The sequence below is a fragment of the Ferdinandcohnia sp. GQ5 genome (assembly GCF_059759275.1).
Genome location: NZ_JCAXEW010000001.1, coordinates 173,030 through 187,334, shown reverse-complemented (window position 1 = coordinate 187,334; position 14,305 = coordinate 173,030). Strand labels below are relative to the sequence as shown.

Genomic DNA, 14,305 nt, shown 5'->3' with positions numbered 1-14,305 from the left:
TGGAAAACGGGGTATTTTCATGCACCAAGCTTTTGTACTATTTTTTTATCCTTTGAAAATGTCCAATTCACTAGAAAAATGCCTAGAAAAATAAACAGTGAACCAGCATAGACATACCATTCTACTACTTCTTTTAAAAGGATCCATCCGAATAATACTCCGAAGAATGGGGCAAGAAATAAGAAGGCTGAAGTTTTCCCTGGGTCACCGATATTTATTAAATAAAACCAAATGGCAAATTGCACGATTGAAGCCATGATTGCAAGCCATAAAATAATAAAAATTGATGTAGGCGCTATTGTTATAGTAGGTGTTTCAAGTGTAAAACTCATTAAGAGAAGAAGAAGGCCGCCAAAGAGCATCTGATAAGCCGTTAATACCCAAATATTAAAACGGGCTCCCCATTTTTTAATTAACAACGTTCCAATTGACCACGATAATGAAGCACCAAGGCCTAATAGAATTCCAACTTCTAAATGAAGGTGAGAGCCTAGTGTAATAAAGACTCCTGTCAAACCAACGATTACCCCAATCCAATGAAAGAGTTGATAGCGAATTCCAAGAAAGACGGTACTTAAAATAACAACGAGTAATGGATTGCTAAATGTGAGAATTGATGATTCTCCAGCAGAGATCGTTCGTAAGCTTAAGAAAATACAGCCCATAACACCTGCTGTTTGAAAAAAACCGACTGTAAAAATACGTAGCCAATCTAGTACTTTTTTGGGGAGTGGCTTTCTCCAAATAATTAAAGCCATAAGAATACCAGCAATTGTAAAACGTAATCCAACAAGCAGAAGAGGCGACACATAATTCAATCCGATTTTACCAACCGCAAATGATGAGCCCATTAACGCAGTAGTGGTCACAACAAGAACTGCAAATAGATATGGATTCATATTATTACTCCCACTTTTTTCCTCATCATATCATAAATTTAGTTTATAAACGGTATTTTTCTAACTAAATTCAAAAGAAAAAGGCAAGCTCGATGTGCTTACCTCTTTCATCATCAATGAGAAATTGAACATACTGATTGAATATCCTTCCTACGCTAGAGCTGGAGTTCGTAACAAATTCAAAATCTTAGAAGTTAATCTTCTTATCGAGATTGTTAGTTTTACGAATGTAAAAAATAACTCTGGGAATAAGCGAAATAGAATATTCATCGTATTTCCCTCCACATTGATATTTTGTGATTGCAAAACTAATCACAAGATTATTGTTTCCTAATCGCGTATTATTAATGTGTACAGGTATGTTTTTATCTTTTCACTGGAAAGATAAAAGAGTACATAACTTTTGGGGAGGGTTCTAATATGGATAAGATTAAAGTTGGAGAAGTATTTTCAATTAGTGATGAAACTGGTGAGGAGCAAGATGTAGAAGTTCTTGGTGTCGTTACAATTGAAGAGACTGAATATGTAGCAGTTGGCTTTCTTGAAGACTTAGAAGAGGATACTGAGGATGATATCGATATCTTCTTTTTGAAAATCGATGAAGAGGGCGATTTTTCTGCAATTGATAGTGATGAGGAATTTGAAAAAGTGTCTTCAGCTTTCGATGAGATTTTCGACGAGGAATTAGACGAAGACTAAAATGAAAACAATCCACTAACTCCACGTGAAAGCGTGGAGTTATTTTTCTATTCCTCATTCCATTCTTTGATAATTTCTTTTACCTTCTTTTTATCAATGATATTAATGGCATAGTAAATAATTTCTTTCGTTTTCATTTTCCTTACGGGATGATGTGCTACACCGTACAAATCTCCAAGGACTAAAACATCCATCATGGTAAATCCTATTAAAATAATCATTGGGTTCCTGTTTCCTGTCCATGTACCTTTCGTCCCTAGGACTACTGGAAGTGGTTTTTTCCTATTACTTATGTACTCATAAACCCAATCCTGCTCAGTAATTGTTTTAAACATGTACACAGCTCCATTAACCAAATTGCATACTTAAGATTCTACAAAAAAGTGCAATTCTATTCAAAAATAAACAAACTTCATATAAAATGGACGTTATAGCCTAATAAAATTTTCCACTAGAGGTAACATCGACCTGGATGAATCGTTATGATATGAAACAAAGAGAATGTTCATATTAAGGAGGAAATCATATGAAAAAGGCATTGATAAATGTAGATTATACAAATGATTTTGTGGCTAGTGATGGCGCATTGACTTGTGGCAAACCAGGTCAAGAAATTGAAAAAGAAATTGTTCGCATCACCGAAGAATTTATAAATAATGATGACTTTGTTGTATTTGCAATTGATCTTCATAAACAAGGCGATGAATTCCATCCTGAAACACGACTCTTCCCACCTCATAATATTGAGGATACATCAGGAAGATTGCTGTATGGTGACTTACAACGTGTATTTAATGAGCAACAAACCAATTCAAATGTTTACTGGATGGATAAAACGAGATATTCTGCTTTTGCAGGCACCAATCTCGAAATCAAATTACGTGAGCGTGGAGTCACTGAAGTTCATATCGTAGGTGTTTGTACAGATATTTGTGTACTTCATACGGCTGTTGATGCCTATAATCGTGGCTTTAAAATTGTCATTCATAGCTCAGCGGTTGCAAGCTTCAACCAGGCTGGTCATGAATGGGCATTAGGCCATTTTAAAGATTCCATCGGCGCAGAAGTACGTTAAGCGGTTCAATTACTGGAGGTATTTTTGGATGAATAAATATTTTAAAGATGACAGCTTTGCATTACATACAGATCTATATCAAATTAATATGGCTGAGATTTACTGGAGGGAAGGCTTAAATAACCGAAGAGCCGTTTTCGAAGTAAACTTCAGGAAACTTCCATTCGGAAATGGTTATGCCGTTTTTGCAGGTCTTGAGAGAATCATTCATTTTCTTGAAAATTTCTCGTTCAGTGAAACCGATATTGCTTATTTAAGAGAAGAGGGATATAAGGAGGATTTTCTTAACTATCTCAAGGATTTACGTTTTACAGGAACGCTTCGGTCAATGAAGGAAGGAGAGGTCGTTTTTGCTAATGAACCACTTCTCCGTATTGAGGGTCCGATTTGTGAAGTCGTTTTATTGGAAACCCCTATTTTAAATATTATTAATTACCAAACATTAATTGCGACCAAAGCATCACGTATCAAACAGGTTGTTGGCGATCAAATTGCGATGGAATTTGGTACAAGACGAGCACATGAATTGGATGCTGCGATTTGGGGTACAAGAGCTGCCTATATTGCAGGTTTTGATTCAACCTCTAACGTTCGAGCAGGTAAATTATTTGACATCCCAGTTTCCGGTACCCATGCACACTCAATGATACAAGCATATCGGGATGAATATGAGGCATTTAAACATTATGCAAAAACTCATAAAGACTGTGTCTTTCTCGTTGATACATACGACACATTGAAATCCGGTGTGCCAAATGCGATTAGGGTGGCAAAGGAAGAAGGAGACAATATTAATTTTATTGGAATCCGATTAGATAGTGGAGACTTATCTTATTTATCAAAGGAAGCACGCAAAATGCTGGATGAAGCTGGATTTAAAGATGCCAAAATTGTAGCATCGAATGATCTTGATGAACATACAATTATTAACTTAAAATCCCAAGGTGCAAAAATTGACTCATGGGGCATTGGAACAAAGCTGATTACGGCCTATGATCAACCAGCATTAGGTGCCGTCTATAAACTTGTATCCATTGAAGATAAAAACGGAAATATGGTAGACACTATCAAAATAAGTGGAAATCCTGAAAAGGTTTCTACACCAGGTTTAAAGCGCGTGTATAGAATAATTAATAAGAGCAGTCAAAAATCTGAAGGTGACTATATCACACTTGAACACGAAGACCCACAACACGAAGAACGCCTTAAAATGTTCCATCCTGTTCATACGTTTATTAGCAAGTTTGTTACGAACTTTGAGGCAAGGGAATTACAGCACATGATTTACGAAAATGGAACACTCGTTTATGAGATACCTACCCTGCAACAAATTCGTGAATATCTAAATGAAAATTTAACATTACTTTGGGACGAGTATAAGCGTACGACAATGCCTGAAGAATATCCTGTAGACCTCAGTCAAGAATGCTGGAATAATAAAATGAACCGAATTGAAGAGGTAAAATTAAATATTGAAGAAAAAATAGGTAAAATAAACGGATAAGAGTTTGTTCCTAAACAACCACAAAAGGAGGGGAACTTCATGAGTATTCAACAACAGATAATAAATGATTTACATGTAAAGCCAAGTATTGAACCAAAAGAGGAAATAAAACACAGAATAGCTTTTCTAAAAGCGTATCTGTTAAAAAGTAAGACAAAAGGATTTGTATTAGGAATTAGCGGTGGCCAGGATTCTACTTTAGCAGGCAAGCTATGTCAACTGGCAGTCGAGGAATTACGAAGTGAGGGGCATGAGGCTACCTTTATAGCTATTCGATTGCCTTATGGAATTCAAAAGGATGAAGATGATGCCAGAGCAGCCCTCACTTTTATCCAAGCAGACCGTGAAATGACCTTTGATATTGCATCAACAGTCGATGCGTTTGTTTCTCAGTATAAACAAGCGACAGGTGAAGAGATTAGTGACTTCAACAAAGGTAACGTAAAAGCGCGTGAAAGAATGATTGCACAATATGCAGTTGGAGGCATGCACAATTTATTAGTTGTTGGAACAGATCATGCAGCTGAAGCTGTTACTGGATTTTTTACTAAATATGGTGATGGTGGAGCAGATGTACTGCCATTAACAGGGCTAACCAAACGACAAGGACGTGCCCTATTGAAGGAATTAGGCGCAGAGGAACGCTTGTATTTGAAAGTTCCTACTGCAGATTTATTAGACCATACACCACAGCAAGCTGACGAAACCGAGCTCGGAATCTCATATGATATTCTTGATGATTATCTAGAAGGAAAACAAATTTCGCAAGAAGATGCAGATAAAATTGAGAAACGTTATCTCATTACTCAGCATAAACGACAAGTCCCAGCAAGCATGTTTGATGATTGGTGGAAATAGGATAGAGCCTGTTCTAAAATGTGAACAACATTTGGAACAGGCTTATTTTCTATAATTAGCTATTGCATCTTGGAAACATTTGTTAAACTTAAAAGGATTCATAAAGCAAAGGAGCCTACCTTTTTGAAAAAATTGTTCTTTATTGTATCTAGTTTAGTAGCCGTTATTTTGGTAATTTCAATTATTAATTATGAAAGATCATTGAAGGACTCTTCGCCATCAAAAAACATTGTGAACCCTCCAGTTTCAGAACAGAAACCAGCCCCACTGCAACCTATACCTGTCACTGACAGAATTGGATATACATTGCAAAATAATGAATTAAACATCACATATGACAATGGGATTAACTGGGTTACTGTTCCAGTAGTAGTGGATCATTTATTTAGCGGTGAATATAACGGTAACAAAACTGAACTCATTCCAGACAGTTTTATACTTTCCGATAAAAGTGCTGCATTTCTAACTACAATTGGTCCTATAAAATTAATAGCCTCACTGGATAATGGTGCTACCTGGCAGGAATCAATTGTATATGAAAATGCCCCTGCTATTCGATTCCGTAAGGTGGATTTCCTCAATGACCAATTTGGCTATGTCATATTATCCGGTGACAGAACAATGTCTCAAGAATGGTCGTCTATTTTCATCACGAATGATGGGGGTAATTCCTTCCGAGAAGCATCTTCCCCTGGTACAACAAGACTTATTTATAATGGAAGCTTTGTCAATGAGAAGATTGGATTTTTATCGTACGGAGTCATTAATCCGGAAGAGCCTGACTTTTATGTGACCACGGATGCCGGATACTCATGGAATCAAGCCAGCTTTACTATTCCAGAAAAATATCATAAGGTATTCGTTACAGCAGAGGAACCTTATAAAGAAGGTGATCATCTAGCCGTGCTTCTAAATCAAGGGCCAAATGGAGATTATATGGGCGGAAAAGTAAAAGGTAAATTTATTTCATTTGACCAAGGTTTAACCTGGAAGTTTGCTTCGGAGGTAGCACCTAATGACGAACCGTAAAAAACTAGTTGGGTTGATTTTGTTTGTAATGGCTATCGGATTATTTTTACTCCAAATGATCTATTTTTACCTCCATGCTAAATTTTTTGTAGAGTATAGTGACAATCGGCTGTTTTATGTGTTCAATATTGCAATAGCTTTATTGTTTGGTCTTTCAATGATCGTACTATTTAACATGAAACGGACAGCTAAAATAATAAGCATTTTCATGTTACTATTATTTATTTTGATTAATAGTACATTGATTTTTAAACATCCAATACCTCAAATCGTAAGTGTTTCCCCAGATTTTAAGAATATTTTCGTTGTAAAAGAAATAAGGGGAGAAGCCAGGTATTATCGAACCTATTATGGCATTTTCGCACGACAAAAGGAAACGCTTCTGTATCATCTTAAGGGCGAATATAAAATTAACTGGGTAACAAATGATGTGGCTGCTCTGACATATAAGGCAATGGATGATTCACTCCACCAATTTATTGGTACTTATGGCGACCGAGGTAGTGGAATATCTTATTATTATGTAGGCTCAGCCTTATATGGTGAATGGAAAGGGAGCAATAGTTCAATATCTACACATACAGAAGGAATTACAGTTAATCATGGCGGGAGTAAGGAAACCTTTAACTGGGACCAAATAGTTCAATTTGGCACATTAGCTGTTGTATTAGTTGATGATCATGAAGCAAAATGGACAATTGCATTAAATGATGATTTTATAATGGATTCAGGTTCCGGAATAGGTGTGGCAGGAACAATCAGTCTTTTTCAAGCATCGATGGAGCATAAGGAAATACTGATACTAAAAAGATAAGAACGCACAAAGTGCGCTCTCGGAAATTTATCTTCTTTTCTTTTTTGGATCCACAAGCGCACTCTTTTTTACTACAGTAGCTAACTCAACCTGAACATGGACATTTCTTCCATCAATGTCTGTTACATTGATTACTTTTCCTTTTCGACCTTTTATTTTAATTGCATCCTCAACTGCAGGAACATTTTGTACGAGTTGTGTTAATAAGAGATTTTTATTTTCAAAGTAATGAACAACAAACATGCTTATCACCTCATATGAAATTCATTATAAGTGCCCAAATATTCACTTGATAATATATGTGGGAAAACTCTTTTGGTCCATAAAATATAAGATTTTTTTTGGGGGAGAATTACGATGGAAATAAGGGTATACGAGAATACTGATGAAATTAGTTGGTTACGATGCAGGGTATTGGCGTTTCTAGACACTGCCTACTATGACAACGTTTTAAAGGAAAAAGAGAAATACGATAATCCAGCCATTGAATTAGTTGCAATTGAAAACGGAAAAGTAATTGGATTATTGGACATAGAATATGAAACCGAGGAAAGAAAAGTTTGCTCGAGAGGAAGCGGACTTGGTGGGATGATTTGGCATCTGGCTGTCCATCCGGATTACAGAAGAAAGGGAATAGGTGCCGAATTACTTAGGAAGGCTGTACAAATAGCAAAAACAAAGAATCTAAATCGATTGGAAGCTTGGACAAGAGATGACAACTGGGTCCGAAAATGGTATGAAACAAGTGGATTCCTCAAGGTAAATTCTTATTTTCATGTATATCTAGAAGGACAAGAGGGACTTGAAACTAAGATACCTAACCTAAAACCAGTGTACTCCTTCGCACACTACTTAGGGAAGGACCTACAAATGATCAAAAACAAGTTTTCAAGGGTACATGAATGTATTTGTTATGAAAAAACATTGAAGTAAAACATAATATTATTATGTAAACTAATAACTTTATTGGAACGCACATTAATCTGGTGCGTTTTTTTAATTCAATAATCACCTCGTTTTGAATTAACCTATCTCAAAATTAGATTAATCTTATCAAAAAATGATATAAACAATGAAAAACACCTATTCGCCATTTTCTACTCTTGGCTATCACAACATAAAATAACAAAACCATACAAAAATTCTACTTTTTTAAGCATATTGAAAGTAGGTATATTAAGGGATCTGTCGTGATTATTATTAATTAATATCAAAATTAGATTGATTTTATAAAAAATTAGCATTGATTAGATGGATAAAAACGGTATAAAATAAAAAACAAGAAAAAAGACGATTTATAACTTAATATCTTAGTTCACTTCTAATAAACAAATGGAAAGGGTGATTGGATGCAACAAATTAGACAACCAAATAAACAGGGGTTATATGATCCTAAATATGAACATGATGCTTGCGGGATTGGCTTTATTGCTGATTTGAAAGGAGAAGCTACACATCAAACGGTAACGCAAGGAATATCCATGCTTTGTCGTATGGAACATCGAGGTGCACAAGCTGGTGATTCAAATACAGGAGATGGAGCAGGAATCTTAACTCAAATCCCGCATTTGTTTTTCCAAAAAGCTTGTTCAAAACTGAGCATGAAGGAACCAGGTAGCTATGGTGTAGCAATGGTATTTTTACCTCAAAATCCTGTGTTAAGAAAGCAATGTCAGGATACTTTTCAAAACATTGTTGAGGACGAAGGACAGGAATTACTAGAATGGCGCACAGTTCCTGTAGATGGGAAGTCTATCGGTGACAGCGCCAGAAAAAGTCAGCCTTTTATATGTCAACTATTTATAGGTAATAAAGTCGGGGATGGCGAGGAATTTGAAAGACTCCTTTATGTGATTCGGAAAAGAACGGAAAAAAAGATACGAGAAGCACAACTCGCTGCTAATGAAACATTTTATGTAGCCAGCGCATCAGCAAGAACCATTGTTTATAAAGGAATGTTAACTCCAGGGCAACTTGACCAATATTATCTTGATCTAAAAGACTACGATTTTCAATCGTCCTTTGTGCTCGTTCATTCTCGCTATAGCACAAACACTTTTCCTAGCTGGGAAAGAGCACATCCAAACCGAATGTTAGTTCATAATGGTGAAATTAACACACTTAATGGAAATGTCAATTGGATGAAGGCCAGAGAAAAAAAGCTTGAATCACTTGTTTGGAAAGACAAATTATCAGAACTTGTTCCAATCATTGACCAGAATGGAAGCGACTCCGCTGCATTTGACAACAGTCTAGAATTTCTAATACGATCCGGAAGATCATTACCTCACGCAGCTATGATGATGGTTCCAGAACCATGGGAGAATAATCCGTCTATGGATAAATCATTAAAAGCTTTCTACGAGTTTCATAGTCATTTAATGGAGCCATGGGATGGACCAGCAGCCTTTGCATTCACAGATGGATTGCAGATTGGCGCTATGCAAGACAGAAACGGTCTTCGTCCAGCGCGATATTATGTAACCGTTGATAATACGATTATTTTTGCTTCAGAAGCAGGTGTTATCGATCTTGAACCTGACCAAATTCTAGAAAAAGGAAGATTAAGTCCCGGAAAAATGCTACTAGTTGATTTAAATAAACAAAAAGTAATTCAGGACGAAGTAGTCAAACGCGAGATATCAAATGAGCACCCCTACCAAAAATGGTTAGAGTCAAATCGTATTCATATTAATCAATTAAAATCTTTATCTCATGAACAAAAAGAGTTCCCTATCTCAAGATACCAGCAAGTATTCGGTTTTACTTTGGAGGAAATCAAGCAAGTGATTGGTGCAATGGCGGTCGAATCAAAGGATCCTATCAATTCAATGGGGAATGATATGCCATTAGCCGTTCTTTCAAATCAATCACAGCTCTTATACAACTATTTTAGACAGCTTTTTGCACAGGTAACAAACCCTCCAATCGATGCAATTCGGGAGAAATTCGTGACATCAGCATCCACTCTACTAGGAGCAGAAGGAAATCTACTCAATCCAACTGAAAGTAGCTGTCAGCGTATTCGATTGGAATCACCTATTTTATCAGATAATGAACTGGCAAGACTTCAAGAACATTTCAGACTAAAAGAAATTCCAATGTTGTTTAGAGCAGAGGATGTTGAAGGTACACTGGAAACGGCTTTACAAGACCTATTCAGTAGGGTTGATGAGGCGATTCAAAATGGACACACCCTTATCCACTTATCTGATAGGCATGTTACTCATGAATGGGCACCGATCCCTGCATTACTTGCAGTAAGTGGACTGCACCACCACCTAGTACAACAGGGAACTAGAACAAATGTAAGCATTATTGTCGAAACAGGTGAAGCTCGTGATGTTCATCAACTAGCTATGCTAATTGGTTTTGGGGCAGATGCAATTAATCCATACCTCGCATTGGCAAGTATTGAAGATCTCGTAGCAAACGGGGAGCTTCAGGAAGAAATCAATATAGATAAGGCTATTCATAATTATACAAAAGCCATAACAGAAGGTATCGTAAAGATCATGTCAAAAATGGGGATTTCTACGATTCAAAGTTATCGTGGTGCCCAAATATTTGAGGCAGTTGGGATTGCTGAAAATGTAATCAATCAATATTTTAAAGGAACACCATCAAGTTTAGGTGGGATTACCCTAGATATTGTTGCAAAAGAAGTTTTGATGAGACATCAACTTGCCTTTAATGAGGCAGAAACAACAATAAAACCAGGAAACGAGTTCAAATATAGGAAAGATGGAGAACTCCATGCTTTCAACCCAGCAACCACACATGCATTAAAAACAGCTTGCCGGAAAAACGATTATGAGCTTTATAAAAAATATGTAGAAAAAGCAAACCAAGAGCAACTTATTTTCATTCGTGACTTGTTTAAGTTTAAAGAAACAACACCAATTCCAATTGATGAAGTAGAGCCTGTGGAATCAATTGTTCGCCGATTTAAAACCGGTGCGATGTCTTATGGTTCATTAAGTCAGGAAGCACACGAAACTTTAGCAATTGCAATGAATCGACTTGGAGGTAAAAGTAATAGTGGTGAAGGCGGCGAACATTATGACCGTTTTACCCCTGATTCCAACGGTGATTCCAGACGTAGTGCAATCAAACAAGTAGCTTCAGGAAGATTTGGAGTTTCCAGTCATTATTTAGTAAATGCAGATGAAATTCAGATTAAAATGGCACAAGGTGCAAAACCGGGTGAAGGCGGACAACTACCAGGAAATAAGGTATACCCTTGGATTGCAGAAGTACGTGGTTCAACTCCGGGAGTTGGACTAATCTCACCACCACCACACCACGACATTTACTCAATTGAGGATCTTGCACAACTGATTCACGATTTAAAAAATGCAAATCCATCAGCAAGAATTAGTGTGAAACTTGTTTCGAAAGCAGGGGTAGGGACGATTGCAGCCGGTGTTGCAAAAGGTTTAGCAGATGTCATTTTAATCAGTGGTGCAGATGGAGGAACCGGTGCAGCTCCTCGATCAAGTATTAAACATGCAGGAATGCCTTGGGAGATTGGACTTGCGGAAACTCACCAAACACTTGTTTTAAATGGACTTCGTGATCGAGTGATACTTGAAGCCGATGGAAAAATGATGACAGGACGCGACATCGTAATGGCTACTTTATTAGGGGCAGAAGAATACGGATTTGCAACGTCTGCTTTGGTTGTCCTTGGTTGCGTACTTGTTCGACAGTGTCACTTAGACACCTGTCCAGTCGGAATAGCAACACAGGATCCAGAGCTTAGGAAGAAATTCCTTGGTAAACCGGAACATGTTGAAGCGTTCATGAGATTTATCGCTCAAGATGTACGTGAGATTATGGCTCAATTAGGTTTTAGAACCATTAACGAGATGGTGGGTCGTACTGACTTACTTGTACCAAGTGATCATGCAACTTCACATTGGAAAGCGAAATATCTTGATTTATCTAAAGTACTGTTTCAACCATTTTCAGGTAATGGACCGCAATACAACAAGAAGAAACAGGACCATGGACTTGAGCATTCTCTTGATTATAAGGAATTACTAAAAGTATGTAAACCTGCACTTGACATGCAGCAACAAGTGGAAGCGCAATTTCCAATCCAAAATACAAACCGAGCAGTTGGAGCGATAGTTGGCAGTGAAATCTCCAAGCAGTATGGGCGAAAAGGTCTTCCTGAAGATACTATTCGACTCACGTTCACAGGATCTGCAGGTCAAAGCTTCGGTGCATTTATACCTAAAGGAATGACATTAACTCTTGAAGGTGATGCGAATGATTATGTTGGAAAGGGATTGTCTGGAGGAAAAATCGTAGTTACCCCATATGAAAACTCAATATTTATTCCTGAGGAAAATACGATAATTGGAAATACTGCCTTCTACGGAGCCACTTCAGGTGAAGCCTACATTCGCGGTCTAGCAGGGGAACGTTTCGCTGTTAGAAATAGTGGCATGAGAGCTGTTGTAGAAGGAATTGGCGATCATGGACTCGAGTATATGACTGGTGGAGTGGTTGCAGTTCTTGGCTCGATTGGGAAAAACTTTGCAGCCGGAATGTCGGGTGGTATGGCTTATGTTTACGCAGACGATTTTGTTCATTTCCGAAAGCAGTGCAATGTAACACAAGTGGATTTAGATACTATTAGAGAAGAAGATGAGCACCAGATTCGACAACTACTTGAAAACCACTATACATTCACAGGAAGTACAAAAGCATCCATTATTCTGAACCATTGGGACGATCATCTAGAAAATTGGATAAAAATCATTCCCAAAGAATACAAAAAAGCATTACAACAACAAGAAAAGCCGAATGAAACATTAATAAAATAACACTTTTCCAATGGCTAAAGTGATTATTATACTATTCTATCTTTCTATCAAAACAGATTTCAAAGGAGGAATTGGAATGTCACCCATACATTCATATTCAAGAGAACAAATTATTCAAATCGTGAAAGAGGAAAATGTTCGGTTTATTCGATTACAATTTACTGATTTATTTGGTCAAATTAAGAATGTTGAAATACCTGTTAGTCAGCTTGAAAAAGCATTGGATAATAAAATGATGTTTGATGGTTCTTCTATCGAAGGCTTTGTTCGAATCGAAGAGTCTGATATGTATTTATACCCAGACTTGAATACATTTGTTATATTCCCATGGACAGCAGAAAAAGGAAAAGTAGCCCGCTTCATTTGTGACATTTACCATCCAGATGGAACTCCATTTGAAGGGGATCCTCGTAGTAACTTAAAAAGAATGTTACATGAAATGAGGGAACTGGGCTTCACAGAGTTCAATGTGGGTCCTGAACCTGAGTTTTTCTTATTTAAATTGGATGAACACGGCGATCCAACTCTCGAATTAAATGATCAAGGTGGCTATTTTGACTTAGCACCTACTGATCTAGGAGAAAATTGCCGCCGAGACATTGTCCTTGAACTAGAAGAAATGGGATTTGAAATTGAAGCATCACATCATGAAGTAGCACCTGGCCAACACGAAATTGATTTTAAATACCAGGATGCATTAAAAGCGTGTGATGACATCCAAACATTCAAACTAGTCGTTAAAACCATTGCTCGTAAGCACGGTCTACATGCAACTTTTATGGCAAAACCTTTGTTTGGTGTTAACGGTTCAGGAATGCATAGTAATCTATCATTATTCCGCAATGGAGAAAATGCCTTTTATGATAAAAAGGGGGAATTGGAACTAAGTGAAACAGCGAGACAATTTATTGCAGGAATTATGAAGCACGCAACAAGCTTTACAGCTGTTACGAATCCTACAGTAAATTCTTACAAGCGCTTAGTACCTGGCTATGAAGCACCGTGTTATGTTGCTTGGTCGGCAAGAAATCGCAGTCCGCTAATTCGTATTCCCGCATCCCGTGGTTTAAGTACTCGTGTTGAAGTTCGAAGTGTTGATCCATCCGCAAATCCCTATATGGCAATGGCTGTACTTCTTGCTGCAGGGTTAGATGGGATTAAAAATAAGTTAACTCCACCAGCACCTGTTGATTCAAATATTTATGTAATGTCAAAAGGGGAGAGGGTTGAAAATGGGATTGTAGATTTACCAGCAACCTTATCAGAAGCACTGGAACATCTAAAACAAGATGAAGTTATAAAAAATGCATTAGGTATCCACTTACTTGAGCATTTTATTGAAGCAAAAGAAATAGAATGGGATCAATTTAGAGTATCTGTTCATCCTTGGGAAAGGGAACAATACATGAAGAATTATTAAAATAGGCTCTTTTCTAACAGATTGTTGTTTTTAAATGTAAGGTGATTTCCGCTCCTGGTACTCGCTTCACTGCGGGGTCTCGCCTGGCTCGCTATTCCCGCAGGACGTTGAATTGCTTCCTTGAAACTACACCGCACGAAGAAAATGCCAGCATTTTCGAGGATTTCGTA

12 protein-coding genes are annotated in these 14,305 nt (G+C 37.3%); 9 read left to right on the top strand and 3 right to left on the bottom strand.

Annotated elements, in window-relative coordinates; all coding sequences use genetic code 11:
- Window positions 1-17: 17 nt before the first annotated feature.
- Window positions 18-899 carry an EamA family transporter gene (locus tag AC6CHV_RS00870; RefSeq protein WP_498077887.1) on the bottom strand — a complete coding sequence of 294 codons (882 nt, stop codon included), beginning with the start codon at window positions 897-899 and terminating at the stop codon, window positions 18-20.
- Window positions 900-1,319: 420 nt separating this feature from the next.
- On the opposite strand from AC6CHV_RS00870, the gene AC6CHV_RS00865 reads away from it, so the two are divergent.
- On the top strand, window positions 1,320-1,598 hold the full coding sequence (locus AC6CHV_RS00865; RefSeq protein ID WP_341331698.1) for a DUF1292 domain-containing protein: 279 nt from the start codon (window positions 1,320-1,322) through the stop codon (window positions 1,596-1,598).
- A 47-nt stretch (window positions 1,599-1,645) separates the two neighbouring features.
- Here AC6CHV_RS00865 and AC6CHV_RS00860 read toward each other — a convergent pair whose 3' ends face one another.
- Window positions 1,646-1,933: a hypothetical protein gene (locus tag AC6CHV_RS00860; RefSeq protein ID WP_498077886.1), complete on the bottom strand. Its 288-nt coding sequence runs from the start codon at window positions 1,931-1,933 to the stop codon at window positions 1,646-1,648.
- 191 nt (window positions 1,934-2,124) lie between these two features.
- Here AC6CHV_RS00860 and AC6CHV_RS00855 point away from each other — a divergent pair, with 191 nt between their 5' ends.
- The 5 genes from AC6CHV_RS00855 (at window position 2,125) to AC6CHV_RS00835 (ending at window position 6,878) form a co-directional block, all read left to right on the top strand.
- Complete coding sequence (locus tag AC6CHV_RS00855; protein WP_498077885.1) at window positions 2,125-2,673, top strand: isochorismatase family protein; 549 nt, start codon at window positions 2,125-2,127, stop codon at window positions 2,671-2,673.
- Window positions 2,674-2,701: 28 nt separating this feature from the next.
- Complete coding sequence (locus tag AC6CHV_RS00850) at window positions 2,702-4,177, top strand: nicotinate phosphoribosyltransferase (protein WP_341331701.1); 1,476 nt, start codon at window positions 2,702-2,704, stop codon at window positions 4,175-4,177.
- A gap of 39 nt (window positions 4,178-4,216) precedes the next feature.
- Window positions 4,217-5,035: an NAD(+) synthase gene (nadE, locus tag AC6CHV_RS00845; protein WP_440273453.1), complete on the top strand. Its 819-nt coding sequence runs from the start codon at window positions 4,217-4,219 to the stop codon at window positions 5,033-5,035.
- A gap of 123 nt (window positions 5,036-5,158) precedes the next feature.
- Window positions 5,159-6,064 (top strand): WD40/YVTN/BNR-like repeat-containing protein, encoded by a 906-nt coding sequence (locus AC6CHV_RS00840; protein ID WP_498077884.1) that lies wholly within the window; start codon window positions 5,159-5,161, stop codon window positions 6,062-6,064.
- Window positions 6,051-6,878, top strand: a complete 828-nt coding sequence (locus AC6CHV_RS00835; RefSeq protein ID WP_498077883.1) for a hypothetical protein — start codon at window positions 6,051-6,053, stop codon at window positions 6,876-6,878. The genes AC6CHV_RS00840 and AC6CHV_RS00835 overlap by 14 nt, the downstream gene beginning before the upstream one ends.
- 27 nt (window positions 6,879-6,905) lie before the next feature.
- Here the strand turns inward: AC6CHV_RS00835 and AC6CHV_RS00830 are convergent, their stop codons facing one another.
- Entirely contained in the window at window positions 6,906-7,121 is a 216-nt protein-coding gene (locus AC6CHV_RS00830; RefSeq protein WP_341331705.1) for a hypothetical protein, read from the bottom strand.
- 108 nt (window positions 7,122-7,229) lie between these two features.
- Between AC6CHV_RS00830 and AC6CHV_RS00825 the strand changes: the two genes are divergently transcribed.
- The 3 genes from AC6CHV_RS00825 to glnA all read left to right on the top strand — a co-directional run bounded on the left by AC6CHV_RS00825 (window position 7,230) and on the right by glnA (window position 14,135).
- The gene (locus tag AC6CHV_RS00825) at window positions 7,230-7,811 is read left to right on the top strand and encodes a GNAT family N-acetyltransferase (protein ID WP_498077967.1); all 582 of its coding nucleotides are present in this window, start codon (window positions 7,230-7,232) and stop codon (window positions 7,809-7,811) included.
- Between the two features lie 416 nt (window positions 7,812-8,227).
- Complete coding sequence (gene gltB, locus AC6CHV_RS00820) at window positions 8,228-12,715, top strand: glutamate synthase large subunit (RefSeq protein ID WP_498077882.1); 4,488 nt, start codon at window positions 8,228-8,230, stop codon at window positions 12,713-12,715.
- 85 nt (window positions 12,716-12,800) lie between these two features.
- Entirely contained in the window at window positions 12,801-14,135 is a 1,335-nt protein-coding gene (gene glnA, locus AC6CHV_RS00815) for a type I glutamate--ammonia ligase (RefSeq protein WP_341333541.1), read from the top strand.
- Window positions 14,136-14,305 lie beyond the last annotated feature (170 nt).